The sequence below is a fragment of the Pseudomonas sp. SW-3 genome (assembly GCF_016615645.1).
Lineage (GTDB): Bacteria > Pseudomonadota > Gammaproteobacteria > Pseudomonadales > Pseudomonadaceae > Aquipseudomonas > Aquipseudomonas mandelii.
This window is the reverse complement of sequence record NZ_CP067098.1, coordinates 2,838,577-2,864,016: the sequence shown is the minus strand read 5'-3', so window position 1 is coordinate 2,864,016 and position 25,440 is coordinate 2,838,577. Positions and strand designations below refer to the sequence as shown.

Annotated in this window: 21 protein-coding genes and 2 pseudogenes; 12 read left to right on the top strand and 11 right to left on the bottom strand. The window is 59.9% G+C overall.

What is annotated here, in order from left to right; all coding sequences use genetic code 11:
• The first annotated feature begins 62 nt into the window (after window positions 1-62).
• From JIO00_RS12900 to JIO00_RS12890, 3 genes are all read left to right on the top strand, one after another.
• Window positions 63-497, top strand: a complete 435-nt coding sequence (locus JIO00_RS12900; RefSeq protein ID WP_229801754.1) for a PaaI family thioesterase — start codon at window positions 63-65, stop codon at window positions 495-497.
• Between the two features lie 46 nt (window positions 498-543).
• Window positions 544-1,032 carry a GFA family protein gene (locus JIO00_RS12895; protein ID WP_010459717.1) on the top strand — a complete coding sequence of 163 codons (489 nt, stop codon included), beginning with the start codon at window positions 544-546 and terminating at the stop codon, window positions 1,030-1,032.
• Between the two features lie 102 nt (window positions 1,033-1,134).
• Window positions 1,135-1,923 carry a MipA/OmpV family protein gene (locus tag JIO00_RS12890; protein ID WP_077750494.1) on the top strand — a complete coding sequence of 263 codons (789 nt, stop codon included), beginning with the start codon at window positions 1,135-1,137 and terminating at the stop codon, window positions 1,921-1,923.
• 658 nt (window positions 1,924-2,581) lie between these two features.
• Here JIO00_RS12890 and JIO00_RS12885 read toward each other — a convergent pair.
• The 3 genes and pseudogenes from JIO00_RS12885 to JIO00_RS12875 all read right to left on the bottom strand — a co-directional run bounded on the left by JIO00_RS12885 (window position 2,582) and on the right by JIO00_RS12875 (window position 5,360).
• Window positions 2,582-3,867 (bottom strand): annotated as a pseudogene (locus JIO00_RS12885) (ATP-binding protein).
• Complete coding sequence (locus JIO00_RS12880) at window positions 3,868-4,575, bottom strand: winged helix-turn-helix domain-containing protein (protein WP_010459711.1); 708 nt, start codon at window positions 4,573-4,575, stop codon at window positions 3,868-3,870.
• 176 nt (window positions 4,576-4,751) lie between these two features.
• Entirely contained in the window at window positions 4,752-5,360 is a 609-nt protein-coding gene (locus JIO00_RS12875; protein WP_010459709.1) for a tRNA-(ms[2]io[6]A)-hydroxylase, read from the bottom strand.
• Between the two features lie 161 nt (window positions 5,361-5,521).
• Here JIO00_RS12875 and JIO00_RS12870 point away from each other — a divergent pair, with 161 nt between their 5' ends.
• The gene (locus JIO00_RS12870) at window positions 5,522-6,385 is read left to right on the top strand and encodes a universal stress protein (RefSeq protein ID WP_077749702.1); all 864 of its coding nucleotides are present in this window, start codon (window positions 5,522-5,524) and stop codon (window positions 6,383-6,385) included.
• 127 nt (window positions 6,386-6,512) lie between these two features.
• On the opposite strand, the gene JIO00_RS12865 is transcribed toward JIO00_RS12870, so the two are convergent.
• Window positions 6,513-6,983, bottom strand: a complete 471-nt coding sequence (locus JIO00_RS12865; protein WP_010459705.1) for a DUF1289 domain-containing protein — start codon at window positions 6,981-6,983, stop codon at window positions 6,513-6,515.
• 408 nt (window positions 6,984-7,391) lie between these two features.
• On the opposite strand from JIO00_RS12865, the gene acnB reads away from it, so the two are divergent.
• The gene (gene acnB, locus JIO00_RS12860) at window positions 7,392-10,001 is read left to right on the top strand and encodes a bifunctional aconitate hydratase 2/2-methylisocitrate dehydratase (protein WP_010459703.1); all 2,610 of its coding nucleotides are present in this window, start codon (window positions 7,392-7,394) and stop codon (window positions 9,999-10,001) included.
• Window positions 10,002-10,081: 80 nt separating this feature from the next.
• Here the strand turns inward: acnB and JIO00_RS12855 are convergent, their stop codons facing one another.
• Entirely contained in the window at window positions 10,082-11,743 is a 1,662-nt protein-coding gene (locus JIO00_RS12855; RefSeq protein ID WP_010459701.1) for a SulP family inorganic anion transporter, read from the bottom strand.
• 225 nt (window positions 11,744-11,968) lie between these two features.
• On the bottom strand, window positions 11,969-13,249 hold the full coding sequence (locus JIO00_RS12850) for a serine/threonine transporter (RefSeq protein WP_200668393.1): 1,281 nt from the start codon (window positions 13,247-13,249) through the stop codon (window positions 11,969-11,971).
• 322 nt (window positions 13,250-13,571) lie between these two features.
• On the opposite strand from JIO00_RS12850, the gene JIO00_RS12845 reads away from it, so the two are divergent.
• The 5 genes from JIO00_RS12845 (at window position 13,572) to JIO00_RS12825 (ending at window position 17,812) form a co-directional block, all read left to right on the top strand.
• Window positions 13,572-13,955: a tautomerase family protein gene (locus JIO00_RS12845; RefSeq protein WP_010459697.1), complete on the top strand. Its 384-nt coding sequence runs from the start codon at window positions 13,572-13,574 to the stop codon at window positions 13,953-13,955.
• A 168-nt stretch (window positions 13,956-14,123) separates the two neighbouring features.
• Window positions 14,124-14,720 carry a TetR/AcrR family transcriptional regulator gene (locus tag JIO00_RS12840; RefSeq protein WP_077749703.1) on the top strand — a complete coding sequence of 199 codons (597 nt, stop codon included), beginning with the start codon at window positions 14,124-14,126 and terminating at the stop codon, window positions 14,718-14,720.
• Between the two features lie 101 nt (window positions 14,721-14,821).
• Entirely contained in the window at window positions 14,822-15,787 is a 966-nt protein-coding gene (locus JIO00_RS12835; protein WP_010459693.1) for a 2-hydroxyacid dehydrogenase, read from the top strand.
• Window positions 15,788-15,931: 144 nt separating this feature from the next.
• Complete coding sequence (locus JIO00_RS12830) at window positions 15,932-16,999, top strand: phosphotransferase family protein (RefSeq protein ID WP_010459691.1); 1,068 nt, start codon at window positions 15,932-15,934, stop codon at window positions 16,997-16,999.
• 45 nt (window positions 17,000-17,044) lie between these two features.
• Window positions 17,045-17,812 (top strand): SDR family oxidoreductase, encoded by a 768-nt coding sequence (locus JIO00_RS12825; RefSeq protein WP_010459689.1) that lies wholly within the window; start codon window positions 17,045-17,047, stop codon window positions 17,810-17,812.
• 62 nt (window positions 17,813-17,874) lie between these two features.
• Here JIO00_RS12825 and JIO00_RS12820 read toward each other — a convergent pair whose 3' ends face one another.
• Window positions 17,875-19,422, bottom strand: a complete 1,548-nt coding sequence (locus JIO00_RS12820) for a TerC family protein (protein ID WP_200668392.1) — start codon at window positions 19,420-19,422, stop codon at window positions 17,875-17,877.
• Window positions 19,423-19,464: 42 nt separating this feature from the next.
• Here JIO00_RS12820 and JIO00_RS12815 point away from each other — a divergent pair, with 42 nt between their 5' ends.
• Together JIO00_RS12815 and JIO00_RS12810 are read left to right on the top strand one after the other, a co-directional pair.
• Window positions 19,465-19,704, top strand: coding sequence for a hypothetical protein (locus JIO00_RS12815; protein WP_010459685.1), 240 nt, complete (start codon window positions 19,465-19,467; stop codon window positions 19,702-19,704).
• 330 nt (window positions 19,705-20,034) lie between these two features.
• Window positions 20,035-21,150 carry a Gfo/Idh/MocA family protein gene (locus tag JIO00_RS12810; RefSeq protein ID WP_145310290.1) on the top strand — a complete coding sequence of 372 codons (1,116 nt, stop codon included), beginning with the start codon at window positions 20,035-20,037 and terminating at the stop codon, window positions 21,148-21,150.
• A gap of 479 nt (window positions 21,151-21,629) precedes the next feature.
• On the opposite strand, the gene JIO00_RS12805 is transcribed toward JIO00_RS12810, so the two are convergent.
• From JIO00_RS12805 to JIO00_RS12790, 4 genes and pseudogenes are all read right to left on the bottom strand, one after another.
• Entirely contained in the window at window positions 21,630-21,884 is a 255-nt protein-coding gene (locus JIO00_RS12805) for a DUF1652 domain-containing protein (RefSeq protein WP_010459680.1), read from the bottom strand.
• 195 nt (window positions 21,885-22,079) lie between these two features.
• Entirely contained in the window at window positions 22,080-23,576 is a 1,497-nt protein-coding gene (locus JIO00_RS12800) for a helix-turn-helix transcriptional regulator (protein ID WP_083376926.1), read from the bottom strand.
• A 126-nt stretch (window positions 23,577-23,702) separates the two neighbouring features.
• The gene (locus JIO00_RS12795; protein ID WP_083376927.1) at window positions 23,703-25,136 is read right to left on the bottom strand and encodes an FAD/NAD(P)-binding protein; all 1,434 of its coding nucleotides are present in this window, start codon (window positions 25,134-25,136) and stop codon (window positions 23,703-23,705) included.
• Window positions 25,137-25,150: 14 nt separating this feature from the next.
• Window positions 25,151-25,415, bottom strand: a pseudogene (locus tag JIO00_RS12790) (ABC transporter ATP-binding protein); the annotation flags it as partial.
• Window positions 25,416-25,440: the final 25 nt, after the last annotated feature.

The following is a 25,440-nucleotide window of genomic DNA, read 5'->3' as shown; positions in this document are numbered from 1 at the left end:
CCACAAATCCTGCGGCCCATCACCCTCCCTTATCCACCATGACTTCCCCCGGAACCCGGCGCATGTTGGTGTCTCAACCGGAGGGATTCGACATGCTCGACGCACTCAAACACATCAATTCAACCTCAGCCTTCAACCGCTGGGCAGGCTTCGAAGTGACCGCGGCCGCGAGCGGTGAAGCCGAGCTGACCCTGGCTTTTCGCGAGGCCGACATGGCGCAATACGCAGGCTTTCTGCACGCCGGCCTGATCGGCGCGCTGCTCGACACGGCCTGCGGATTCGCCGCAGGGACGGTTGCCGGCAACGTGCTGGCTTCACATTTTTCGGTCAACTGCCTGGCACCCGCCATTGGCGAAGTGTTCATCGCGAGGGGTCGGGTGGTGAAGGCCGGCAAAAAGCAGGTGTTTGCCCGCGCCGAGTTGTTCGCGCAAACCGGCGACCAGCTGAAGCTGGTGGCGACCGGTGATGCGATTCTGGTGCCGGTCGACGTCCGCTGACGGTCTAGGCTGTCTGGGGTAAACCCAACCCTTGTCGGAGGTTCCCATGCAGCTCGAAGGTTCCTGCCATTGCAGCGCTGTGTCGTTCAGTTTGACCAGCGCCCACCCCTACCCTTATCAGCGCTGCTATTGCTCGATCTGCCGCAAGACTCAGGGCGGTGGCGGTTACTCGATCAATATTGCCGGTGATGCCGCCAGCCTGAAAGTCCGCGGCCGCAAGCACATCGCGATTTATCATGCACGACTCAAGGACGAAGGCGACAAACGCGCCCACAGCAGCAGCGCCGAACGGCATTTCTGCAGCCTTTGCGGGTCAGGTTTGTGGCTGTTCAGTCCTGAGTGGCCGGAGCTGATCCACCCGTTTGCCTCGGCCATCGACACGCCATTGCCGGTGCCACCGGAACACACGCACTTGATGCTCGGCTCCAAGGCGCCGTGGGTGGAAGTCGAGGCGCATCCTGCCGACCAGCAATTCGACGTCTACCCCGAGGAGTCCATCGCCCAATGGCATGAACGCCTGGGTTTGAGCCGCTAAAGCCGCTTCACAGTCTTTGACAGTTTCCCGACAAAGCTCTCAAAGATTGCCGGCCGGCGGCCGCCTAGCATGGGCGCATCCAACCTCCCCTCGGGTGCTCCCATGTTACGTTCGATGTGTCTGTCGTTGACTTCGTTTTGCCTGCTGCTTCCCACCGACTCATTACGCGCTGAAGACTGGCAATACACCTTGCGCGCCGGTGCCGCCAGCGCGCCGCGGTACAGCGGCAGCGACGAGCGCGTAGTGGCGCCGCTGCTGGGCGCCAAGGTTATCAGCCCCTATGGCCTCTTTCTGGACACGGAAAAGGGTTTGGGCTGGGCTTTTGATGAAGACGACTTCGGCCTGAGCGTGTACATCGGCGCGAGCGATGTGCGCAAGGATCGCAAGAGCGGGTTCAAAGGCTCGGACGAGCTCAACGGCATGGGCTCGATCAAGTCGCGGCCGGCGTTGGGTCTGGACGGGACTTATCACATGGGCCCGATCATTCTCGGCGCCGAGTTCGAGCATGCGCTGGAAAAGGACGATGACGATCACGACACCGGTTCATCCTGGAATCGCCTGAAGCTGAGCATCAGCGCGCCGTTTTATGAGGGCGACTATGGCAAGGTCGTGGGCAGCCTGAACAGTCAGTTTGGCGACAGCCATTACGTGCGCACCTGGTATGGCGTCAGTGTGGCGCAGGCTTCGCGCAGCCAGTTCAGGACGCATGACACTCGCGGAGGGTTGGTGAGTCGAGGGGCGGAGTTGAGCTGGTCGATGCCGATTGATGATCAGTGGAGTGTGTCGACGGTGCTGGCCGCGCAGTATCTGGCAGGTGATGCGGCCGACAGTCCGATTGTCGAGCGGCGCATGCAGACCTCTTTGGCTGGGCAGGTCGTGTACACCTTTTAGCGCTTCGGTGGTGCGGATGGCCCCATCGCGAGCAGGCTCGCTCCCACACTTGGAATGCATTCTCCTGTGGGAGACTTCGGTGGCAGGACAGGTCGTGTACGCTTTTTAGCTCTTCGGTGTTGCGGATGGCCTCATCGCGAGCAGGCTCACTCCTACACTTGGAATGCATTCTCCTGTGGGAGACTTCGGTGGCGGGACAGGTCGTGTACACCTTTTAGCGCTTCGGTGTTGCGGATAGCCCCATCGCGAGCAGGCTCGCTCCCACACTTGGAATGCATTCCCCTGTGGGAGACTTTGGTGGGTGGGCAGGTGGTGTACGCCTTTTAGCTCTTCGGTGTTGCGGATGGCCCCATCGCGAGCAGGCTCACTCCTACACTTGGAATGCATTCTCCTGTGGGAGACTTCGGTGGGGTGGGCAGGTGGTGTACACCTTTTAGCTGTTCGGTGTTGCGGATGGCCTCATCGCGAGCAGGCTCACTCCTACACTTGGAATGCATTCTCCTGTGGGAGAATTCGGTGGGTGGGCAGGTGGTGTACACCTTTTAGCGCTTCGGTGTTGCGAATGGCCCCATCGCGAGCAGGCTCGCTCCCACACTTGGAATGCATTCCCCTGTGGGAGTGAGCCTGCTCGCGATGGGGGCCGGTGAGATCAACGCAATCAATCCAGATGCGCCCACGTCATGCGAAACGACGCCCCCCCCAAGGCGAATCCCCCACTTCCACCTGCCCGCCATGGGATTGCGACACCCGCCGCACCAACGCCAACCCCAAACCAAACCCACCTGTGCGGCGATCACGGCTGGCGTCAAGGCGCGAGAACGGTTCGAAAATTTTCTCGCGCCCGTCCACCGGCACACCTGGCCCATCATCGTTGACCCGCACTTCGTAGTGATCACCGGTACGGACCAACGACACCTCCACCCGCTCATCGGCATAACGAATGGCATTGCGCAGTAGGTTGATCACCGCCCGGGCCATAAAGCGTGGCTCAATGCGAACCTCATCGACCTGACACTCGACAATCAACAACTGCACCCCGGCAGCCTCGGCCTCCAGGGCCACGCTGCCGACCACGCTGTCCAGCCAACTGTTGGCCTGGATGTTTTCCCGGCTGATGACCGTAGCGCCGCGCTCAAGGCTGGCGTAGGTCAGCAGCTCGGAAACCATTTCTTCCAGCTCGCCCAGGTCGGCGTACATGTCGGCAATCAGTTCGCGGTTCTGGGTCGGATCGGGTTGTTGCTTGAGCTGATCGAGTTCGAATGACAGCCGGGCAATCGGCGTGCGCAACTCGTGGGACACCGCGTTAGTCAGTTCGCGCTGATTGGCGATCAAGCCTTCGATGCGCGCCGCCATCAGGTTGAAGTGCTCGGCCAGGTCACGAATGTTCGAGCGTTTGGACAGCTGGATTCGCGACGACAGGTCGTTATCGCCAAAACGTTCGGCCGCCAGGCGCAGTTTCTCCAGATCTCGCCAATGCGGGCGTACCCAGAACATCAACACGAAACCGATCATCACCGCGATCATCAGATACGCCGCGGCAATGTAGAACGGCATCAGACTGGGCTCGGCCGGCAGCTTGATGCTGAGCAACTGCGAACCCTCGTCAATGCGCGAGATGAACTGCGTGTACTTGTCACGGATCACCAGAAGCCCTTGGGCCAACTCGGCTTTCTCCTGATCGGTCAGGGACAGTTGACGGCTCTCGACCAGCGTCAGGCCCAAGCCATAGTGCGGGCGCACCGCTTCCAGTTCGCGCTCCCGGTCCGACCCGTCCAGATCGCGTAATTGCTCGGCCAGCGACCAGGCCTGGCCACGCACCGCCTCGCGGTTGTAGCTCTGCATCTGATCATCGAGAAGTGCATCGAACGTGCGCTCGACCGTTTGCAACCCCAGTACCAGGCCGACCGTCATCACCAGAAACAGCCCAAGAAATAACCGCAGCATTTACAGCTCCCACGCAAACGGATTGAACAGGTAACCCTTGCCCCAGATGGTCTTGATGCACACCGGTTCGCGCGGGTTGTCCTTGAGCTTGCCGCGCAACTTGCTGATGTAGACGTCGACACTGCGGTTGAGGCCGTCAAACGCAATACCGCGCATGCGGTTGAGGATGTCGTCGCGGGACAAAACCTTGCCGGCAGCGCTGGCCAGCAACCACAGCAGTTCGAATTCCATGGTGGTCATTTCGATGACCTCCCCCGCCAACCGCACTTCGCGACAGCTGCGGTCGATGCTCAGGTTGCCGAACTCCAGGGCGCTGCACACGCCGCTGTCCGGCGCCTGACGCCGTTGCAACGCACGCAGGCGGGCCAGCAATACAGGCGGTTTGATTGGTTTGATCACGTAGTCGTCGGCACCGGACTCCAGGCCGAGGATGTGATCGAGGTCATCTTCCTTGGCCGTCAGGATGACGATCGGCGTGTCGGACACGCTGCGGATCTCGCGGCACACATGCAGGCCGCTCTGCCCCGGCAGCATCAGGTCGAGCACGACGATTTTCGGTTTGAATTCGAGGAACGCGGCCAACGCGAGGTCGCCGCGGTGAACCTGGCGGACCTCAAAGCCATGTTGGGACAGGAAATGCGCGATCAGCCCGGCGAGCTTCTCGTCGTCTTCCACCAGCAATACTTTGCCAAAACCCAGGTTATCCATAACGACCGTCTGCCAACCCTTGTGAGAAGTGGGCGGCATTATGGCGCCAATCGGAGACGGGACGGTGATGACGGGCAGCAAAAACCGGCCTCGAGGGCCGGTTTTCAGTGATCTTTCATACTCTTAAGAGTTTTTAACAATTCAGTCGCAAAAGATTGCAACGTGCGGAGGGCGAATCACGCCGATGCCGGGACACCGCTGTGAAAACGGAACTCCACGTCCGGCGACTCGATCAGTTCCTGCTCGGCGGCACGGACCCGGTCAATGACTTGCGCAACATCCTTGGCATCACCGTACTGGTAAGCCAGTTTCAGGTAACCCTGGAAATGCCGCGCTTCGCTTTTCAGCAAGCCGAAATAGAACTTGCCCAGTTCTTCGTCCAGATGCGGTACCAGCGCCTCGAAACGCTCGCAGCTGCGGGCTTCGATAAATGCGCCGACCACCAGCGTGTCCACCAGCTTGACCGGCTCGTGGCTGCGCACCACTTTGCGCAGGCCCGAGGCATAACGCCCGGCGGACAGCTGACGCAGCTCGATCTTGCGCTTTTTCATCAGGCGCATGACCTGCTCGTGGTGCACCAGCTCTTCCCGGGCCAGGCGCGACATCAGGTTGATCAGGTCGACATGGGAGTGATACTTGGCGATCAGGCTCAACGCCGTGCTGGCCGCCTTGAACTCACAGTTCTTGTGGTCGATCAGCAAGGTGTCCTGATCGGCAAGCGCGGCCTGGACCCAGCCATCGGGGGTTCGGCAGCCGAGGAACTCGTGAATTTCGGGAAGGATCATGGGGCTCACGGAATAAAAGGTCTGAATCGAAGGGCGCCGATTATACCGGCCTGCCGCCAGACCACCAGTCGCCGCCGTTGATATGCATCAAGTACCGGGTTGGCGGCGACCAACTATAGTTGTCCAACGCAGTATTTTTTACCTTCCTGGAGATCCCGATCATGCAAGCCATTCGCAGCATCCTGGTGGTCATCGAACCCGAACACTCGGAAAGCCTGGCGCTCAAACGGGCCAAACTGATTGCAGGCGTGACCCAGGCGCATCTGCATCTGCTGGTGTGCGATCGCAAGCATGACCACAGCGGCATGTTGGGCGTGCTCAAGGCGGCACTGTTGCAGGACGGCTACAGCGTCACCACCGAGCAGGCCTGGAATGAGAGCCTGCACGAAACCATTGTCGATGTGCAGCAGGCGGAAGGCTGCGGGCTGGTGATCAAACAGCATTACCCCGACAGCCCGTTGAAAAAAGCCCTGCTGACCCCGGCGGACTGGAAACTGCTGCGTTATTGCCCGACGCCGGTGCTGCTGGTGAAAACCTCTAAACCGTGGACCGGCGGGGTCATTCTCGCGGCCATTGACGTCGGCAATGCCGATGGCGAACACCGCACGTTGCACGCCACCATCGTCGATCACGGTTACGACATCGCCAGCCTGGCCAAGGCCAAACTGCACGTGGTCAGTGCCCATCCGTCACCGATGCTGTCGGCGGCGGACCCTACGCTGCAGCTCAGCGAAACCATCGAGGCGCGCTATCGCGAGCAGTGCAAGGCCTTTCAGGCCGAGTTCGATATCGATGATGATCACCTGCACATCGAGGAAGGTCCGGCGGATGTGTTGATTCCGTTCATGGTGCACAAGCTGCAGGCGGCGGTGACGGTGATTGGCACTGTTGCGCGGTCCGGGTTGTCCGGAGCGTTGATCGGGAATACGGCGGAGGTGGTGCTGGATGCGGTGGAGAGCGATGTGCTGGTGCTGAAGCCGGATACGATCATGGATCATCTGGAGGAGATTGTGACGCAGCATTGAGATTTGCGGCGTCGGGTAGTACGCCTTCGCGGGCAAGCCTCGCTCCTACAGGGTTTGTGTCGGACACAACGGGTGTGATCAACACAAAACCTGTAGGAGCGAGGCTTGCCCGCGAAGCACTTAATGTTCAGCCGCCAAAAGCGTCTTTCAGAAACCCCGGCGCAATGTAGCGCTGATAATGCGCCTCAGAGAGCAAAAAGAATTCCCGATCAATGGCGTCACGCAATTCCGGCAGGTTCCAGTCGCGAAACTCCGGCATCAGCACCATCCCGTAGGCTTCCAGGTTATTGATGACCCGCGCACCACGGGCGATCAGCTGATAAGCCCAGCAATACTCGGATTGATGCGGCACAAAGCGGATCTTGCGCTGCTCCAGTTGCAAGCGCAGGCGCTGCGGGTCGAAAATTTCCAGCTTGCTGGCCATCACCTGGGACAACAACTGCTCAAGACGCAGCCACACCGCGCGCTTTTCCTCCTCGTTGTAACCATTCCAGTTGATCACTTCATGGTGGAAACGCTTGCAGCCACGGCACACCAGATCACCGTAAACAGTGGAACAGAGGCCGACGCAGGGGGTCTTGATGGTCTGATTGGGCATAGGTCAGGAGGACACGGGAAAGCAGAACAGGCCGGCATGTTAGCCCTTTGTCTAACATTGATCACCCCTCAATCTTGAGGGGCCAACTTACCTTTAATTTTTTTTTGCCGTAGAATCAGCCAGCCTTTTAAGGCGCCAATGTCCGTTAGAAGCTGTTTTCAAAGCGTCACGAGCACAGTCGTTCCTTCAGAGCGGAGTTGGCGAAGGGTTTTTCCAGCGGGGAAAAGCTCTACGCCAACCCTCATCAGCTCCCCGTTCTGCAGGCGTAAAACTTTGAAAGCAGCTTCTGTAAGGAATTGTCGGTAATTCTGGCTAAGTGGCCCACAACGCCACGCAGCGCATGAGTACGGCAATTTCGGGATGAGCGTCCCGGACACCCATTTGGGACCACTGATGAGGGTAATAACTGTGCTTGAAGCCTACCGCAAACATATCGAAGAGCGTGCAGCACTGGGTATCGTTCCCCAGCCGCTAAACGCCGAACAAACTGCAGGCCTGGTCGAGCTGCTGAAGAATCCCCCGGCTGGCGAAGAAGCTTTCCTCGTTGACCTGATCACCAATCGCATTCCGCCAGGCGTGGACGAAGCAGCCTATGTAAAGGCCGGTTTCCTGTCTGCCCTCGCCAAAGGCGAAGCAACCTCCCCTCTGATCGACAAGAAACGCGCTGTTGAACTGCTCGGCACCATGCAGGGCGGCTACAACATCGTGACCCTGGTCAATCTGCTGGACGACGCCGAACTGGCGCCAGTCGCTGCCAAAGAACTCAAGCACACCCTGCTGATGTTCGACGCGTTCCACGACGTCGCTGAAAAAGCCAAGAACGGCAACGTACACGCTAAAGGCGTGCTGCAATCCTGGGCTGACGGCGAGTGGTTCAAGAACCGCCCTGTGCTGGCCGACAAGATCAGCCTGCGCGTGTTCAAGGTCACCGGCGAAACCAACACCGACGACCTGTCCCCTGCTCCGGACGCCTGGTCCCGCCCGGACATCCCGCTGCACGCCCTCGCCATGCTGAAAATGGCCCGTGAAGGCATCGTGCCTGACGCCCAGGGCGTCACCGGTCCGATGAAGCAGATCGAAGAAATGCGCGGTCAAGGCTTCCCGATCGCCTACGTCGGTGACGTGGTCGGTACCGGTTCTTCGCGTAAGTCCGCCACCAACTCGGTGCTGTGGTTCTTCGGTGACGACGTGCCTTTCGTGCCGAACAAGCGTGCCGGCGGTTTCTGCTTCGGCAGCAAAATCGCTCCGATCTTCTACAACACCATGGAAGATGCCGGCGCACTGCCAATCGAATTCGACGTGACCAACATGCACATGGGCGACGTGATCGACCTGTACCCGCATGCTGGCAAAGTCTGCAAACACGGCACTGACGAAGTCCTGACCACCTTCGAAATGAAGACCCCGGTTCTGTTGGACGAAGTTCGTGCTGGCGGCCGTATTCCGCTGATCATCGGTCGCGGCCTGACCGACAAGGCACGTGCCGAACTGGGCCTGGGCCCTACCGATCTGTTCAAGCTGCCTGAAGCGCCTGTCGATACCGGCAAAGGCTTCACCCTGGCACAGAAAATGGTCGGCAAGGCGTGCGGTCTGCCAGAAGGCAAAGGCGTTCGTCCTGGCACCTACTGCGAACCGAAGATGACCACCGTCGGCTCTCAGGACACCACCGGTCCTATGACCCGTGACGAACTGAAAGACCTGGCGTGCCTGGGCTTCTCGACCGATCTGGTGATGCAGTCCTTCTGCCACACCGCGGCCTATCCAAAGCCGATCGACGTGACCACCCACCACACCCTGCCAGACTTCATCATGACCCGCGGCGGCGTTTCCCTGCGTCCGGGCGACGGCATCATCCACAGCTGGCTGAACCGCATGCTGCTGCCGGACACCGTCGGTACCGGTGGTGACTCGCACACCCGTTTCCCGATGGGCATTTCGTTCCCGGCCGGTTCTGGCTTGGTAGCGTTCGCCGCCGCCACTGGCGTCATGCCGCTGGACATGCCGGAATCGATCCTGGTGCGCTTCAAAGGCAAAATGCAACCGGGCGTCACCCTGCGTGACCTGGTTCACGCCATTCCTTACTTCGCGATTCAGGCTGGCCTGTTGACCGTTGAGAAGAAAGGCAAGAAGAACGCATTCTCCGGTCGCATCCTGGAAATCGAAGGCCTGGACAACCTGAGCATCGAACAAGCTTTCGAGCTGTCCGACGCCTCGGCTGAACGTTCGGCTGCCGGTTGCACCATCAAGCTGTCGAAAGAATCCATCACCGAGTACCTGAACTCCAACATCACCCTGCTGCGCTGGATGATCGGTGAAGGCTACGGCGATGCGCGTACCCTGGAACGTCGTGCTCAAGCGATGGAAGCCTGGGTTGCCAACCCTGAGCTGATGGTTGCCGATGCTGACGCCGAATACGCTGAAATCATCGAAATCGACCTGGCCGACATCAAAGAGCCTGTGCTCTGCGCGCCAAACGATCCGGACGACGCCCGTCTGCTGTCCAGCGTTGCTGGCGAGAAGATCGACGAAGTGTTCATCGGTTCGTGCATGACCAACATCGGTCACTTCCGCGCTGCCGGTAAACTGCTGGATCAGGTCAAAGGTCAGCTTCCAACCCGTCTGTGGCTGTCGCCGCCGACCAAAATGGACGCTCACCAGCTGACAGAAGAAGGCTACTACGGCATCTACGGCAAGGCCGGCGCTCGCATGGAAATGCCAGGCTGCTCGCTGTGCATGGGTAACCAGGCACGTGTAGAGCCGAACTCCACCGTGGTGTCGACATCGACCCGTAACTTCCCGAACCGTCTGGGTGACGGCGCGAACGTCTACCTGGCCTCGGCCGAGCTGGCGTCCGTTGCTTCCATCCTGGGTCGCCTGCCGACCGTCGAGGAGTACATGGAATACGCTGGCAAGATTGACAGCATGGCGGCCGACGTTTACCGCTACCTGTCCTTCGACCAGATCGCCGAGTTCCGTGAAGCTGCTGCGAACGCCAACATCCCGGTCGTTCAAGCCTAACGCTGCAACGCAATAAAAAACGCCGCCCATCGTGAGATGAGCGGCGTTTTTTTATGCCCGCAAACCCGCTACCACAGGGGTTATGTGGATGGCTTGAGGGCTTGTTGCACCGCGCCGTCGACGCTCAGGCCACTCAGAATCACCTGCTCCATTTCCTGCGTCGGTAACCGTGCGAGCACCGCTTTGGCTTCGTGCTTGAGCCGCGCCAGGATCAACAGCATGTCCAGCGCCCGCACCTGCATAAAGAACGCTTCCAGCGCTTCGATACTGGTGCCGTCCAGATCGGGGGATTCTTCCAGGCTGAGAATGATCGTATGCACCGGCGGCTCCGCGTGCCGGGCCAGGTGCAGCGCGCCACTCAGAATGCGCTCCACGTTCGCGAAAAACAGCGCCTCGCTGGGCCTCACGATCAGCACGCCAGGGATCGCCCGGGCATCGGGATGGCGCTGCAGGTCGACATAATCATGGCCGTTACCCATTTGCCCCAGCACTTGAATATCCGCCGAAGACATCTGTTTGAGCATCAGCACCACGCTGATCACCACCGCCACCAGCAAGCCGTCCAGCACGCCGAGCACCAACACGGCGGCCACCGCGCAGATCACCAGCAAGCGGTCGCGACGCCAGATGAAATACCGACCCAATGGCTGCAGGCTCAAGCCGCGCGCCAGTGCATGAATGACGATGGCCGCCAGCACCGGTTCGGGCGTCAAGGCAATCCAGGGCAACACGGTCAAGACAATCAGCAACACCACCCCCGCCGCAACCACACCGGCCAGGCGTGAACCGGCACCGGCCGCCTCATTGGCCGACGTCGCGGAGTAACCGGCGCCGCTCGGCATGCCGTGGAACAGGCCTGACAGCAGATTGGCCGCCCCGAGGGCCAGCAGGTCGCGGTTCGAGGAAACCCGGTCGCCATGCTTGAGTGCAAACGAGGTAATCGATCCATAGGATTCGGCATACAGAATCATCACCATGGCAAACGCCAATTCCCCCAGGTGCAGCCAGTCGGCAAACGGCAGCACCGGCAGCCGGGGCACTTCAAGGCTCAGGTCGATCACACCGATCAGTTTCACTCCGTAGGCCGGCAGGTTCAGCCATTGGCCGGCGGCAATGCCGAGCGCCACCACCAGCAAGCCTCCCGGTAATCGCCGAAAACGTGCACACACCCACAACACCAGCAGCGCCACCGCGGCGACCAGCAAGCCAACCCGATTCCACTGCGCCCACTGCTCCAGCAGTTGCGGCAGGAAACGGATCAGGTTGCCGTTGCTCAAGTGCACGTCAACGATGCTCGCCAGTTGCTTGAGGATGATGGTCACGGCCAGGCCCAATGCAAAGCCGCGCAGTACCGGTTTGGCGATAAATGACGTCACGCGGCCAAGCTTGAACAGTCCGGCCAACAGGAAGAAACCACCCGTCACCAGCACCAGGCCGATCGCCAGCGTCATGCGCAGCCCTGAATCACCGTTGGCCAGCGTGGCGGTGGCGGCGGCCAGCACCGCTGCCGAAGATGAAGTCGCGGAAACAATGGCAAAACGGCTGGTGCCGAACAGTCCGTAGCACAGCAACCCGGCAAACAGCGCAATCACCCCGGCCTGGGGCGGCAACGCCGCAATGCTGGAATAGGCAACGGCCTCGGGCAACAACAAACCGGCAATCGACACACCGGCCATAACGTCGAGCCAGCGGTTGGGCGTATCGGCACGGGGTTGCACCGATGCGCCGGGGGCACCTGCCATAAAGCGTCTCCAGAGAAAGGGTCAATCTGCGGCAAACGGTCTACGACGCGCTGATGCAGCCGCAAGCTTAGCCGCTAATCCTGGGGGACGGGTGCGCTGGGTCAGGGGTGTGCGTTCTTCTACGCAATAAAAAACGCCGCCCATCGAAAGATGAGCAGCGTTTATTTATGCCTGATCGTTCCCTGATCGTTCCCCCGCCCCGCGTGGGAATGATCAAAGCAGTGCTCAGGCCGTCAGCGAATAGATCAACGCCGAAATCGCCACCAGCCCCACCGCCGTCACGAAGACGTTGGACGCCTGACCTCGGAAGCGCGCCATCGCCGGCACTTTGCGGATCGCGTACATCGGCATCAGGAACAGGATCGCGGCGATGATCGGGCCACCGAGGGTTTCGATCATGCCGAGAATGCTCGGGTTCAGGGTCGCGACAATCCAGCACACCACCAGCATGAACGCGGCGGTCATGCGGTCCAGGGTCTTCGGCGCCGGGCGTTTGCCGCTTTTTACGATCAAGCCTTTGAGGCCTTCGCTGGCGCCGATGTAGTGGCCCAGGAATGACTTGGAAATGGCCACGAACGCAATCAACGGCGCCGCAAAGGCAATGGTCGGGTTGCTGAAGTGGTTGGCCAGGTACGACAGGATCGACAGATTCTGCGCCTTGGCTTCCGCCAGTTGCCCCGGCGACAGGGTCAGCACGCAGCTGAAGACGAAGAACAGCACCATCGCCACCATCAAGAGGTGGGCGCGGGAGAGGATCTGCGAACTGCGTTCTTCAGCGCGTTCGCCGTAACGACGCTTCTGGTCCACCGCGAACGCCGAAATGATCGGCGAGTGGTTGAACGAGAACACCATCACCGGAATGGCCAGCCACAGCGTGTGCAGCAGCGCCGACGGTTCAGGCAGGGTCGACGCCGTGGCCAGGATGCCACCGTTCCAGTGCGGAATCAGGAACACCGCGAGAAACAGCAGCGCCACGATGAACGGGTACACCATCAGGCTCATGGCCTTGACGATCGCCTGCTCGCCACAACGCACCACCGCCAGCAGGCCGAGGATCAGCACCAGCGACAGCACGGCGCGCGGGGGTGGCATGATGTGCAGTTGATGTTCAAGGAAACTGCCCACGGTGTTGGTCAGGGCCACGCTGTAGATCAGCAGGATCGGGAAGATCGCGAAGAAGTACAGCAAGGTGATCAACGCACCGGCCTTGATGCCGAAGTGTTCTTCCACCACTTCGGTGATGTCCGCGCCTTCGCGGCCGGACAACACGAAGCGGGTCAGGCCACGGTGCGCATAAAAGGTCATCGGGAATGCCAGCACCGCCAGGATCAGCAACGGCCAGAAACCGCCCAGGCCTGCGTTGATCGGCAAAAACAGGGTACCGGCTCCGATGGCCGTGCCAAACAGGCCGAGCATCCAGGTGGTGTCATGGCGATTCCAGCTAGTGAGAGTCGCTGGTGTCGCCGCTACATAGCGTTCGTCGACGCTATTGGCCTGATCATTCATCCGGTGGGATCTCCGCATTCCGGTCATTTGCTACCCGGTCAGGACGAGTCGGAAAAATCCGACGGGCAGCGCCCTGGCCGAAACAGGGGCGCGATTGTCCGGGATTAATGAACAGAAGCAAAGACTTAGCTGAGGAGTGGTTGTGCGGATCAGATCCAGACCCAGTGGGCGCGTGCCTTTGTGGCGCTCTCCTACACTTGCTCCCGTGGCGCTCTTGCATCAAATTAAATAGATGTCTTGATAAATCTATTCGATGAAGGATTAGCGTCATGTAATTTCAAATCACCTGCTGACCGGCAGCCCTCTTTTACGGAGACCTCTCATGCCACTCGTTCGCGTCGATATCAAAAAGAACCAGGACCCGACCTTCGCCAAGCGCATCGGCAAACTGATCTACGCTGCCATGCATGCCACCATTGGCGTCCCCGAGAACGATAACTTCCAGATCCTCGCCGAACACGACGAGAACCACTTCATCTTTGACCCCGTTTACATGGGCATCAATCGCACGGACAACCTGGTGATCATCCAGATCACCTTGCGGGAAGGCCGCACCCTCGAGCAGAAAAAACTGCTCTACAAGACCATCGCCGAAAGCCTCAACGCTGAACTGGGTGTTCGCCTGGAAGATGTCTTCATCAATCTGGTGGAAGGCAAACCCGAGAACTGGTCTTTCGGCAATGGAATCGCTCAATACGCCAACTGATTGCCGCCACGCCTGGCGTTTTACAAGGTCTCGGAGGACATCTCTCAATCGGGATAGAAACATCCTTCGACCGGGCCGACTGTTGCCGCGAAAGTCATTCACTGACACGCGCTCGACAGTTCCTTATGATGCCAGTCATCTAAACACCTTCCCTACCTGTGAGCCGCCATGCCTCGAGTCTCTCGCAAACAAGCCGAACTCAACCGCGAGATCATCGTCGAAGCCGCCACGCGACTGTTTCGCGAGCGCGGCCTGCACGGGATCAGCGTCGTTGACGTAATGGGCGCGGCCGGCTTGACCCATGGCGGGTTCTACGGTCATTTCGACTCTAAGGAAGCGCTGGCGAAAGAGGCCTGCACCCGGGCGTTCACCCAGTCGATGGAACGCTGGAAGCAGAAAATCGACGCCAACGATAACCGCGTTTCGGCCCGCACGAGCATCATCGCGCCCTACCTGTCGGCGGCCAACCGCGATAACCCGGGCGAAAGCTGCCCGGTCACGGCGTTTGCCGGCGACATGTGCCATGAAACCGCCGAAAGCGGTTTGCACCAGACCTATACCCAGGGGCTGGAAGCGTTGTTGCAGATGCTCACCCCTTTGATGGGTTCGGATCAGCCCCAAGCCAATCGCCAGCAAGCCTTGGTGGATTATTCCTTGATGGTCGGCGCGCTGACCCTGGCCCGCGCCACGCGGGGGGATGAACTGTCTGATGAGATTCTCGACGCCGCCCGCCATTTTCTGACCTCCCAAGGTGAATCAGTCTGATCAACGGCGTGTGCAATCCCCGGTCGTTGCTAAACTCCTCTGGAATCAGCAATCTGAAGCAACATTCGAGATCCGACATTCAATCCCCACAGGAGCTCAGCATGCCTGCAACCGTTCTGGTACTGGTTGAAACCATCAACGATTACTTGCCGATTCTCGAACATCAGGGCTTTCACCTGATTCTGGCCCCGACGCCGGCCGAGCGCGCCGCCGCCATCTCACGGCATGGCCCGCAGATTGATGCGGTACTGACTCGCGGTCCATTGGGCTTGTACGCCGATGAAATTGCCGCCCTGCCCAACCTCAAAATCATCTGCGTGATCGGTGCCGGTTACGAACACGTCGACCTGCAAGCCGCCGCCAACCGGGACATCACCGTCACCAATGGCGCCGGCGTCAACGCCTCTTCAGTGGCCGACCATGCCATGGCGATGTTGCTGGCGCTGGTTCGCGACATTCCCCGTTGCGACGCAGCGGTACGCCGCGGCGAGTGGCCGAAGATCATGCGCCCCTCCCTGGCCGGCAAGCGCCTGGGGATCCTCGGCCTCGGCGCGGTCGGCATGGCCATCGCCAAACGCGCCGCCGCCGGCTTCGACATGACCGTGAGTTACCACAACCGCCAGCATCGCAGCGACGTCCCCTATACCTTCTGCTCGACACCGACCGAACTGGCTCGTGCCTCGGACTTTTTGATCGTTGCCACCCCTGGCGGCCTGGGCACCAAACACCTGATCAATAAACACGTCCTTGATGCCTTGGGCCCCAAAGGGTTCGTCGTGAACATCGCCCGAGCCTCGGTGATCGCCACGGCAGACCTGGTCACTGCGCTTGAGCAACGACGCATTGCCGGTGCCGCCCTGGATGTGTTCGATGCCGAGCCTCACGTGCCGGAGGCACTCAAGGCGCTGACCAACGTGATCCTGACGCCGCATGTCGCAGGGTTGTCTCCGGAGGCAACGCAAGGCACCGTGGAGTTGGTGGGTCGCAATCTGGTGGCATTCTTCTCCGGCAGTCCCGTGTTGACGCCCATTGCCCTGCCGGCCTCACTGAGCAAGGTTGCGCCTTGAGGGTCATTCAAACAGGTGTATCAAAAGCAATGATTGCCCGGCAACACGCTCACCTATAAGGGCCGTTCGTGGTTGTGGGTGCCGGGTGCGCGCATTAGATTAGCCAATAATCGCAGGCCTCCAGAATAAGCAGAAGGGATAAGCATGGCGCTTACTGACCAGTCCACCCGTATCCGCACCGGCGAAGAACTCGATGCCAGCCTGATCGATCCGTACCTCAAGGCCCACATTCCGGGCTTGAGTGGCTTGCCTCAGATCAGCCAGTTTCCAGGCGGTGCGTCGAACCTGACCTACCTGCTGGAATACCCGGAGCAGGAGTTCGTCCTGCGTCGGCCGCCGTTTGGCCATAAAGCCAAGTCCGCACACGACATGGGCCGCGAATTTCGCATTCTCAATCAACTGCGCGACGGTTTTCCGTATTGCCCCAAGGCCTATGTGCACTGCACCGACGAATCGGTGATCGGCGCCGAGTTCTACGTGATGGAACGGGTCAACGGGATCATCCTGCGCTCGGAACTGCCACCGGAACTGGGCCTGGACTCGGCGAAAACCGAAGCCTTGTGCAAAAGCTTCATCGACAAGTTCGTTGAACTGCATCGTGTCGACTACAAGGCCTTTGGCCTGGGCGACCTGGGCAAGCCCGAAGGTTATGTGGCACGGCAGATCAAGGGCTGGAGCGATCGCTACGAAAAAGCCCTGACGCCGGACGCGCCGAAGTGGGAGGCGGTCAAGGCCTGGCTCAACGACAAGATGCCGGCCGACCACCCGACCTCCAGCATCGTCCACAACGACTACCGCTTCGACAACGTGATCCTCGACCCGAACAACCCGATGCAAATCATCGGCGTGCTCGACTGGGAACTCACCACCCTCGGCGACCCGCTGATGGACCTCGGCAACACCCTCGCCTACTGGATCGAAGCCACAGACCCGGCGCCGGTGCAACTGATGCGTCGCCAGCCGAGCCACGCCCCGGGCATGCTGACCCGTCGCGAATTCGTCGATTACTACGCCCAGCGCTCTGGCATCCAGATCGACAATTTCGACTTCTATTACACCTACGGCCTGTTCCGCCTGGCCGGCATCGTGCAGCAGATTTACTACCGCTTCTTCCACGGTCAGACCCAGGACAAACGCTTCGCGCAGTTCATTCACATGAACAAACTGCTGGAGCAGATGAGCCTGCAAGTCATCCAGAAATCTACGCTCTGATCGCGGCTTTAACTACATTCCGGGCCCTAATAACAAGGAAACCTCATGTCCAAGACTCACTTGTTCGACCTCGACGGCAAAATCGCCTTCGTCTCCGGCGCCAGCCGCGGTATCGGTGAGGCCATCGCCAAACTGTTGGCCCAGCAAGGCGCTCACGTCATCGTCTCGAGCCGCAAGCTGGACGGCTGCCAGCACGTGGCCGACGCCATCATCGCCGCCGGCGGCAAAGCCACCGCCGTCGCGTGCCACATTGGTGAAATGGAACAGATCAGCCAGGTCTTCGCCGGCATCAAGGAACAGTTCGGGCGCCTGGACATCCTGGTCAACAACGCCGCGACCAACCCACAGTTCTGCAACGTACTGGACACCGACCTAGGCGCTTTCCAGAAGACCGTCGACGTCAACATCCGTGGCTACTTCTTCATGTCGGTCGAAGCCGGCAAACTGATGCGCGAAAACGGCGGCGGCAGCATCATCAACGTCGCGTCGATCAATGGCATCTCGCCGGGCATCTTCCAGGGCATCTACTCGGTGACCAAGGCCGCCGTGATCAACATGACCAAGGTGTTCGCCAAGGAATGCGCGCAGTTCGGCATCCGCTGCAACGCCCTGCTGCCGGGCCTGACCGACACCAAGTTTGCGTCGGCATTGGTGAAGAACGACGCGATCCTGAAGACCGCGTTGCAGCAGATCCCGCTCAAGCGCGTAGCGGATCCGAGCGAGATGGCCGGCGCGGTGCTGTACCTCGCCAGCGATGCGTCGAGCTACACGACCGGGGTTTCGTTGAATGTGGATGGCGGATTCTTGTCCTGATTCACTGCTCAGGATGAACAAAAGGCAGCCTCAGGGCTGCCTTTTGCCGAGCGGACTCCGGCTTACTTTTTACGCAATCGCACCCTCGTCACTCGTCGTTCTTCGACCTCCACAACGGTCATGCTCCACTCCTGCCAATCGAGCTTGTCGCCAATGACCGGCAGACGATCCAGCAAACTCATGACCAACCCTGCGAGCGTCTGATAGTCATCAGTCGCTTTAGCCTGGAAGCCAATGTGTTCGCGAATCTGGCTGAGATTCAGCGCACCACTGACGAGGAAGCCTCCCTCCTCGACAATGATGTTCGGGCCTTCAATTTCACTGGCATCCGGCAACTCACCCGCGATGGATTCGAGAATGTCGGTCATGGTCAGAATACCCATGAAGTCACCGAACTCGTTCACCACGAACGCGATGTGAGTCGACTCTTTGCGCATCTGTTCCAGCGCGTTGAGAATCGAGAAGTTGTCCAGCAAGTTGATGGCCTGGCGGGCAATGGTTTCCAGGTTGGGCTGGTGCCCGGCCAACAGCTCTTTGAGCAGCTCCTTCTTGTGGACGAACCCCAAAGGTTCATCAACGCGCCCACTGCGGATCAACGGCAATCGGGAGTACGGCGAGTGCATCAGCTGGGTGCGGATTTTTTCCGCAGAATCGGCCAGGTCAATATGGTCGATTTCCGCACGCGGAGTCATGACGCCGCGTATCGGGCGTTCCGCCAACTGCAGCACGCCACTGATCATGACGCGCTCCCGTCGATGGAAAACCTGCTCGGCCTCTGCACCTGACAGCATGTCAGCGATTTCCTCGCCGACTTCATCGGCCCCCAGCTTGTGGCCACCCAGCAAACGCAAAACGGCATGCGCAGTACGCTCACGCATAGGGCGATGACCTTGCACACTCTTCTTGCGGCGTGAGCGAGCCACCTGATTGAACAACTCGATCAGGATCGAGAAGCCGATCGCTGCGTAGAGATAGCCTTTCGGAATGTGGAAGCCAAGGCCCTCAGCGGTGAGGCTGAAGCCGATCATCATCAAGAAACCCAGGCAGAGCATGATGACGGTGGGGTGCCCGTTGACGAAATTGGTCAATGGCTTGCTTGCGATGATCATCAAGCCAATGGAGAAAATCACAGCGATCATCATGACCGACAAGTGCTCCACCATGCCCACGGCAGTGATCACAGCGTCCAGCGAGAAGACGGCATCCAGCACCACAATTTGCGCAACGATAGGCCAGAACATCGCATAGGCCGCATTGCCTGTGCGTTGTGTCACATGCCCTTCAAGTCGCTCATGTAATTCCATGGTTGCCTTGAACAACAAGAACACACCACCGAACAGCATGATCAAATCCCGGCCCGAGAACGTCTTGTCGAAGACCTCGAACAAAGGTTCGGTCAGGGTGACCATCCAGGAGATGCTCGCGAGCAAGCCAAGACGCATCAGCAATGCAAGGGACAGCCCGATGACACGCGCGCGATCTCGCTGCTCTGGCGGTAGCTTGTCAGCCAGGATGGCAATGAACACAAGGTTGTCGATGCCGAGCACCAGCTCCAGCACGATCAGGGTCAGCAGGCCAAGCCAGGCCGTGGGATCAGCAATCCATTCCATAGGAATTATTCAGTCTCTCGTAGAGTGGGGGCGAATGAGTGAATGGCAGAAACACACGAACGCCTGCTCGACGGAGCGGATGCGATGTTCAGGGCACAAGGCGCAAGAAAGAAAGGTTTCACCGAGCGCAGGCAAGGAAGTGAACCCTTCGAGATGGCACGGTCAGTCCTGGAGAAGGACATCACTGAGCAACCTGCCGCCGGGATTTCGAGGTTAAGCGATATTAGAAAGCGAGACCTGCGCCGAATAGCGGAGGCCAAATGGATACAGGGTGTGGATTGAAAAAAGCGACTGGGAGGCTCCAGGAGGGTGTTCATATAGACCTGAAAGAAATGAGGGATGAAATCCTACAATGTTTCGGAGCACCTCATACGAGACGAGTTATTTCAGAATCTGACAGAGCGGTAAAAGAGATCAGCAAGAGCGGTCCACCGAATACTCCACCAATGACTCGCCCCCTCACCTTCCAGCACCGCTTACTGAGCGCATAGCGTTGTTGCCATTTCGCTGATGCCATACATATAACGAATTATTATTCCATCAATTGCATTTTAGGAATTTATATTCCATAAATAGCATCCCAACAACAAAAATCCCAAAAGGCCCCCAGCTATGCGCGAACTCGGTATCGGACTCATCGGCACAGGTTTCATGGGTCGCGCCCACGCCCTGGCCTTTCGCAACGTCAGCGCGGTGTTCGAGCTCCCGCTGAAGCTTAGGCTGGCGGCCCTCGCCGACGTCGATCCACATCGTGCACGGCACTGTGCCGACGCCTGGAGTTTCGAAACCGCTCACACCGACTGGCAACAGCTGATCGATGATCCCAAGGTCAATCTGGTCGCCATCACTACACCCAATCACCTCCACTACCCCATGGCCATGGCCGCCCTCGCGGCGGGTAAAGCGGTGTATTGCGAGAAGCCTCTGGCGGTGAATCTGCAGCAAGCCAACGCGATGCGTCAGGCCGCCAACGCAGCGGGCATCGTGACGCGGGTGGGTTACAACTATCAGCACAACCCGATGATCGGGCTGGCCAGGGAGCTGATCGACAGCGGCAAACTGGGGCAGCTCATCAGTTTTCAGGGCGAATTCAGCGAAGACTTCATGGCCGATCCAGCTTCGCCGTGGTCGTGGCGCTGCGATGCCGATCACGCGGGCGGCGCGCTGGCGGATCTGGGCAGTCATTTACTGGCGATGGCGCGCTATCTGATGGGCGATGTCGAATCGGTGTGCGCCGACGCTCAAACCGTGCACCGGCAGCGTCCTGCGACGTCAGGCAGTCAGGAGCAACGGCCCATTGCAGTCGACGATCAGGTCCACGCGCTGCTGCGGTTTGCCAACGGCGCACGCGGTACGTTCAGCAGCAGTTGGCTCAAGCATGGCTACAAGAACCACCTGAGCTTCGAGATCAGCGGCACTGAAGGCACGCTGGCGTTCGACCAGGAGCGCTTGAACGAGCTGCGGCTGTATCGCGCCGGCCAGGACGGTTTCCAGCGCTTGCTCGCCGGACCGAACCTGCCGGGTTACGCGGCGTTCAGCCCGGCGGCGGGTCATCAGCTGGGATACAACGAACTCAAGACGCTAGAGGTACATGACCTGGTGATGGCCCTGGCTGGCCTTTCCCAGGGCGGGACTGACTTTGAGCAAGCATGGGAAGTTGAACGTCTGGCGACGGCGATCCGGTTGGCGGCAAGCGAGTCACGCTGGGTCAGGATCGAGGATGTCTGAGGTTCAGGCCCCCAGGTGTCGGCACCCGTGAGGGTGCCGGATCATTGCGCATTCAACACATGAAGAAAGCAACGAAGCAGTCACTCAGACCTACTGAGTGACACAACGGGTCACTTTCGTTTGCCGGGTCACTTCCTCGGTCACTCTTGCATCGCCCATCACATCCGTTTGTTCAGTGGTTTCGCAGGTGCGCTGCGGAACAGGCGGTGGTGCGGCGGGCGGTGGAGGTGGCGGACTGGCGCAACCGCTGAGCATCGCTATGCAAAAGGCGAGCGACAGGGGCGAAAAAGCACGTTTCCCAAGACTGTTCATAGGCTGTCCCGCGATAAGTCATCGACACTTTCCGCGACCCGACACCCCTACCGCGTAGCCGCGGATTGGTCACAGAAAATAATACCCTCGCATTTCTTATAGCCTAGCCCGCCGCCAATGCCAGTCAATAAGGCACTTAACTCGTTTTCAACACTGAAAAACGACAGCTACGAAACCGAGTCCTGCCTCTGATGCAAATTGTTGCTTTCGAGCTCGTAACGCAGCTCTTCAATCAACGAAGCGACCGCTTCCGGCGTTCTGAGGTGAGCGACACTCAGCCCACTGACCACCAGATCCACCTGCCCCGACGCCGGGTGATACAGCTTCACCGTCACCGAGTTGTCCCCTGACACGCTGCAATCACAAGCCAGCGGGGAAAAGTGCTGTTCCAGTTGCGCACGCAATTGCGCCAGATAAATCATTGCGATTCACCCATGGGCCGGCTGACTCCGTCGACTGAAAACTGGTTGAATTGGCCGAGCATACGACTGTTCCTTAAGCTGTTTCGTAGAGGACGCGATACCGACCAAAGGCCCGTTTCGCACCCTGACAGGTTAGGAACTGCTGCACCCCGCCAGAACCTCCATTTGCACTGCCTCGCCTAGTGCATTTGCACCTTAACGCTGGCCTTTGGGCCGCCACTCACTGGAGAACAAACCTCGCTCCCGCGCCCACACAATTGCTTCGCTGCGACTGTGCACATCCAGCTTGGAATACACCGTCGACACGTGGTTGCGCACAGTGTTGGGCGCCAGTTTCAGGCGTGCCGCGATTTCCTTGTCCGCCAGGCCTTCGCAGATCAGGCCGAGCACATCGCGCTCGCGGGCGGTCAGGTCGGTGAAGGACACGCTGGGTAACTGCGGCGAGTTAATGTTCTTCACGTTGGCGAGTTTTTCGATCAACGTACGGGTGAACCAGGAAGCGTCTTTCATCACTTCTTCGATCGCCGCCACCAGTTCCAGCTCGGTACGTTTGCGTTCGGTGATGTTCATCAACACCAGCAGGTAGCAAGGGTTGTCCTGAATGTTCACGGTGTCGGCCGACACCGTGCAGTCAATCACGCTCGAGTCTTTCCTGCGGATTCTGACATCGACCCGATCCAGGCTTCCCGCCTTCTCCAGCGCCGCGAACAGCCGTGTGCGCGCGCCCTTGTCATCGATAAAGTCGAGTTCGGCAACGGTTTTTCCGAGCACTTCTTCGCTGGGGTACGCGAGGGTATCCAGGAAGGCCTCGTTGACGTCGATCACCACCTGATCCTGTGCACCACAGACCAGCGTCGGCACCGGCGTCAGGCGAAACGCCTTGGCGAACCGCTCCTCGCTCTGGCGCAGGGCAACCTCGGCCTTGTGCCGCGGCTCCATGTCGACGAAGGAAAACAGCATGCAGTCTTCCTCGTTGAACTCCAGCGGCTGACCGGCGACGATCACCTGCTTGCTGCCGCCTTCAGGCAGTTTCAGCTCAGCCTGCATCTGCGGGATCGTGGCGTGCTCGCGCAGACGCTCGATGGCCAGGTCCCTGTTTTCGGCGCCGTCCAGAATGTCCAGCTCATAGGTCGAAGTCCCGATCACCTGATCGCGGGCATAGCCAGTCATTTCCAGGAAGCCCGAATTGACTTTGATGTAACGCAAATCGCTGAGACGACAGATCACCGCCGGTGCCGGGTTCGCATTGAACGTCTTTTCGAAACGCTGCTCGGCACTCGCCCATTCCGTGACATCGTCCATGATCAACACCAGCGACTCCGCCTCGCCGGCGCTGTCGGCGAGGACCATGCTGCGCACGTTATGAACCCACATGCGTTCCTCATCGTCGACCGGCGTCACCTCGACCAGCACATCGGCGAAGGTCTCGCCCTTGGCGACGCGGCTGATCGGGTAGTTCTCTGGCGGCACCGGGTGATTATTGCGATAGCGCAAGGCGAAGCGCTTGGCGTATTCCTTGGCATTGGCGCCCAACTCGCCGACCTGACTGACGCCATGCATGGCCAGCGCGGCTTCATTGGCCCACACAATGGTCTGGTCGAGTTCCAGCAAAATCACCCCATCGGACAAACCGGCGATGATTTGCTGCAACTGACGGCGATTGGCTTCGGTGGTCAGGACGTCCTGGCTCATTGGATCTCCACGGGTGCAGCGGCGCAGTGATGCGCCGCTCTGTGAAGTTTACGACCGCAGCAGAATGGGATAGTGCAAAGCACCTGAAGTTGCACTGACTGTGCAGCCTCACAGGCTCGATAGCCGCTACAGCGGCCGGGCAAGGCGTTCGGCGAGGGCTTTGGCCTGACTGGCGACGTCGGTGACGGCCGTGCTTTCCCACCACATGCCGCGCAACGGCGGGCCCATGGCGAACAGCCGTTGGGCGACCTGTCCGTCAGCGTCCAGCACCGCGCCATCAACCGCCGCCGCAATCCCCAACGCCAACGGCCCCGGACGAATCAGCCCGCGCGCCAGCAGTTGCTGCGGCAGCGGTCGGGCCACCCGGCGCCAGTCGTATTCGATGCCGCTGGAATTGATCAACGCTGCGCCGCTGACCACCGTTGTTTCAACCTCGCCACGACGGCGGATGCGGATGCTCACTTGCCCCTCGACCGTCGATTCCAGCCCTTTGAACGACGCCGCCTGGATCCGTAACCGCCCTTCCTCGTGCAGCCGCGCCACCAACTCGGCACTCAACGGTGGCGAGCGGTGGTGATGGCTTTCCCACCAGGGCCGCACATGCCGCACAAACTGCCGGCGCTGCACGTCCGTCGCCTGACTCCACAACCGGCCGATATGCGCCCGCACGGTATCGAGCGGCGCCTGCCAGTCGATGCCCTGAGCGATAGCGTCCCGGCAATGCCGGCGCAGTTCGCGCACCAGCTGTCGAGGCGTGCGAATGCGCTGATCATCGGCGAGAAAATCCACCCAGGCCGGCGGTTGCCGGCGCACGTGCGGCAGCAAGCCGTGGCGAGAAAACACTTCGATCGGCCCGCGATGCCCGGCCTGCTCCAGCGACACCACGGCGTCGACCATAGTCAGGCCCGAACCGATGATCAACACCGTCGACTGCGGGTCCAGCCGGCGCATGGCCGCGACATCCCACGGATCCAGCGCCGCCGCGTTCAAACCGCTGGATTCGGTCTGCGGTGTGCGCGCAGCGGGAAACATCCCCGTGGCCAGCACCGCGTAAGCGCCTTGCAAACGCTGCCCGTTACTCAAGGTCAGCAACACCGAGTCGTCCCGGGTTTGCAGATCAACCACCTCGGCCCGCACATGCTCGACCGTCGAACCGTTCGCCACCCCCACCGCTTGCGCTTCCGCCAGGCGCTGCTGCACATACACGCCGAACAGGCCCCGGGGCGGGAACAACTCGCTGACTGGCACATGTTGCTCATCGGACTCCGGCCAGCCACCGGCCGCGATGTGTTCGGTAAGCCATTGGGTCAGGTCGTCAGCGTTGTCCGGGTCAACGCTCATGCGCGCAGCGTTGCCGTTGAGCGTATGGCCCAGCTCGACCGCGCTGTACGCCTCGCCCCGCCCGAGTTCCGCGCGCGGCTCGATCACCAGCACCGAACGCTTGCCAGGCAATCGCAACAGCTGCGCCGCCAGCATCGCGCCGCTGAGGCCGCCGCCGACGATCAGGATGTCCGCGTGGCGGATGGCGTCGGTCGCCTGTGCGCGCTGGGTTTGAGTCATGGCGTTCTCACTGATCAATGTTTACCTGAATAGAAACCGGGCAGGTCGCCCCGCGCCAGCAACGACTCGGCCGGTATCGAGGACGTAAGCCGTCGATGCGTAGTCGAGTGCCACGTTAATGTTTTGCTCGGCAATCAGAAAGCTCACCTGCTCGGCACGATTGAGTTGCGCGACGATCTCAACAATCTCCGGGTCGATAATAGGCGCCAAATCCATGGAGGGTTCATCAAGCAGTACCAAAGTAGGACGTGTCATCAGCGCTCGGCCGATGGCGACCAGGTAGCTCATCGTTTCCGCTGAGCGA

Bases quoted from the DNA above. Each gene is read 5' to 3' on its own strand.
- JIO00_RS12900 (WP_229801754.1), top strand. From the start codon at position 63: ATGTTGGTGTCTCAACCGGAGGGATTCGACATGCTCGACGCACTCAAA.
- JIO00_RS12895 (WP_010459717.1), top strand. From the start codon at position 544: ATGCAGCTCGAAGGTTCCTGCCATTGCAGCGCTGTGTCGTTCAGTTTG.
- JIO00_RS12890 (WP_077750494.1), top strand. From the start codon at position 1,135: ATGTTACGTTCGATGTGTCTGTCGTTGACTTCGTTTTGCCTGCTGCTT.
- JIO00_RS12880 (WP_010459711.1), bottom strand. From the start codon at position 4,575: ATGGATAACCTGGGTTTTGGCAAAGTATTGCTGGTGGAAGACGACGAG.
- JIO00_RS12875 (WP_010459709.1), bottom strand. From the start codon at position 5,360: ATGATCCTTCCCGAAATTCACGAGTTCCTCGGCTGCCGAACCCCCGAT.
- JIO00_RS12870 (WP_077749702.1), top strand. From the start codon at position 5,522: ATGCAAGCCATTCGCAGCATCCTGGTGGTCATCGAACCCGAACACTCG.
- JIO00_RS12865 (WP_010459705.1), bottom strand. From the start codon at position 6,983: ATGCCCAATCAGACCATCAAGACCCCCTGCGTCGGCCTCTGTTCCACT.
- JIO00_RS12855 (WP_010459701.1), bottom strand. From the start codon at position 11,743: ATGGCAGGTGCCCCCGGCGCATCGGTGCAACCCCGTGCCGATACGCCC.
- JIO00_RS12850 (WP_200668393.1), bottom strand. From the start codon at position 13,249: ATGAATGATCAGGCCAATAGCGTCGACGAACGCTATGTAGCGGCGACA.
- JIO00_RS12845 (WP_010459697.1), top strand. From the start codon at position 13,572: ATGCCACTCGTTCGCGTCGATATCAAAAAGAACCAGGACCCGACCTTC.
- JIO00_RS12840 (WP_077749703.1), top strand. From the start codon at position 14,124: ATGCCTCGAGTCTCTCGCAAACAAGCCGAACTCAACCGCGAGATCATC.
- JIO00_RS12835 (WP_010459693.1), top strand. From the start codon at position 14,822: ATGCCTGCAACCGTTCTGGTACTGGTTGAAACCATCAACGATTACTTG.
- JIO00_RS12830 (WP_010459691.1), top strand. From the start codon at position 15,932: ATGGCGCTTACTGACCAGTCCACCCGTATCCGCACCGGCGAAGAACTC.
- JIO00_RS12825 (WP_010459689.1), top strand. From the start codon at position 17,045: ATGTCCAAGACTCACTTGTTCGACCTCGACGGCAAAATCGCCTTCGTC.
- JIO00_RS12820 (WP_200668392.1), bottom strand. From the start codon at position 19,422: ATGGAATGGATTGCTGATCCCACGGCCTGGCTTGGCCTGCTGACCCTG.
- JIO00_RS12815 (WP_010459685.1), top strand. From the start codon at position 19,465: ATGGCAGAAACACACGAACGCCTGCTCGACGGAGCGGATGCGATGTTC.
- JIO00_RS12810 (WP_145310290.1), top strand. From the start codon at position 20,035: ATGCGCGAACTCGGTATCGGACTCATCGGCACAGGTTTCATGGGTCGC.
- JIO00_RS12805 (WP_010459680.1), bottom strand. From the start codon at position 21,884: ATGATTTATCTGGCGCAATTGCGTGCGCAACTGGAACAGCACTTTTCC.
- JIO00_RS12800 (WP_083376926.1), bottom strand. From the start codon at position 23,576: ATGAGCCAGGACGTCCTGACCACCGAAGCCAATCGCCGTCAGTTGCAG.
- JIO00_RS12795 (WP_083376927.1), bottom strand. From the start codon at position 25,136: ATGACTCAAACCCAGCGCGCACAGGCGACCGACGCCATCCGCCACGCG.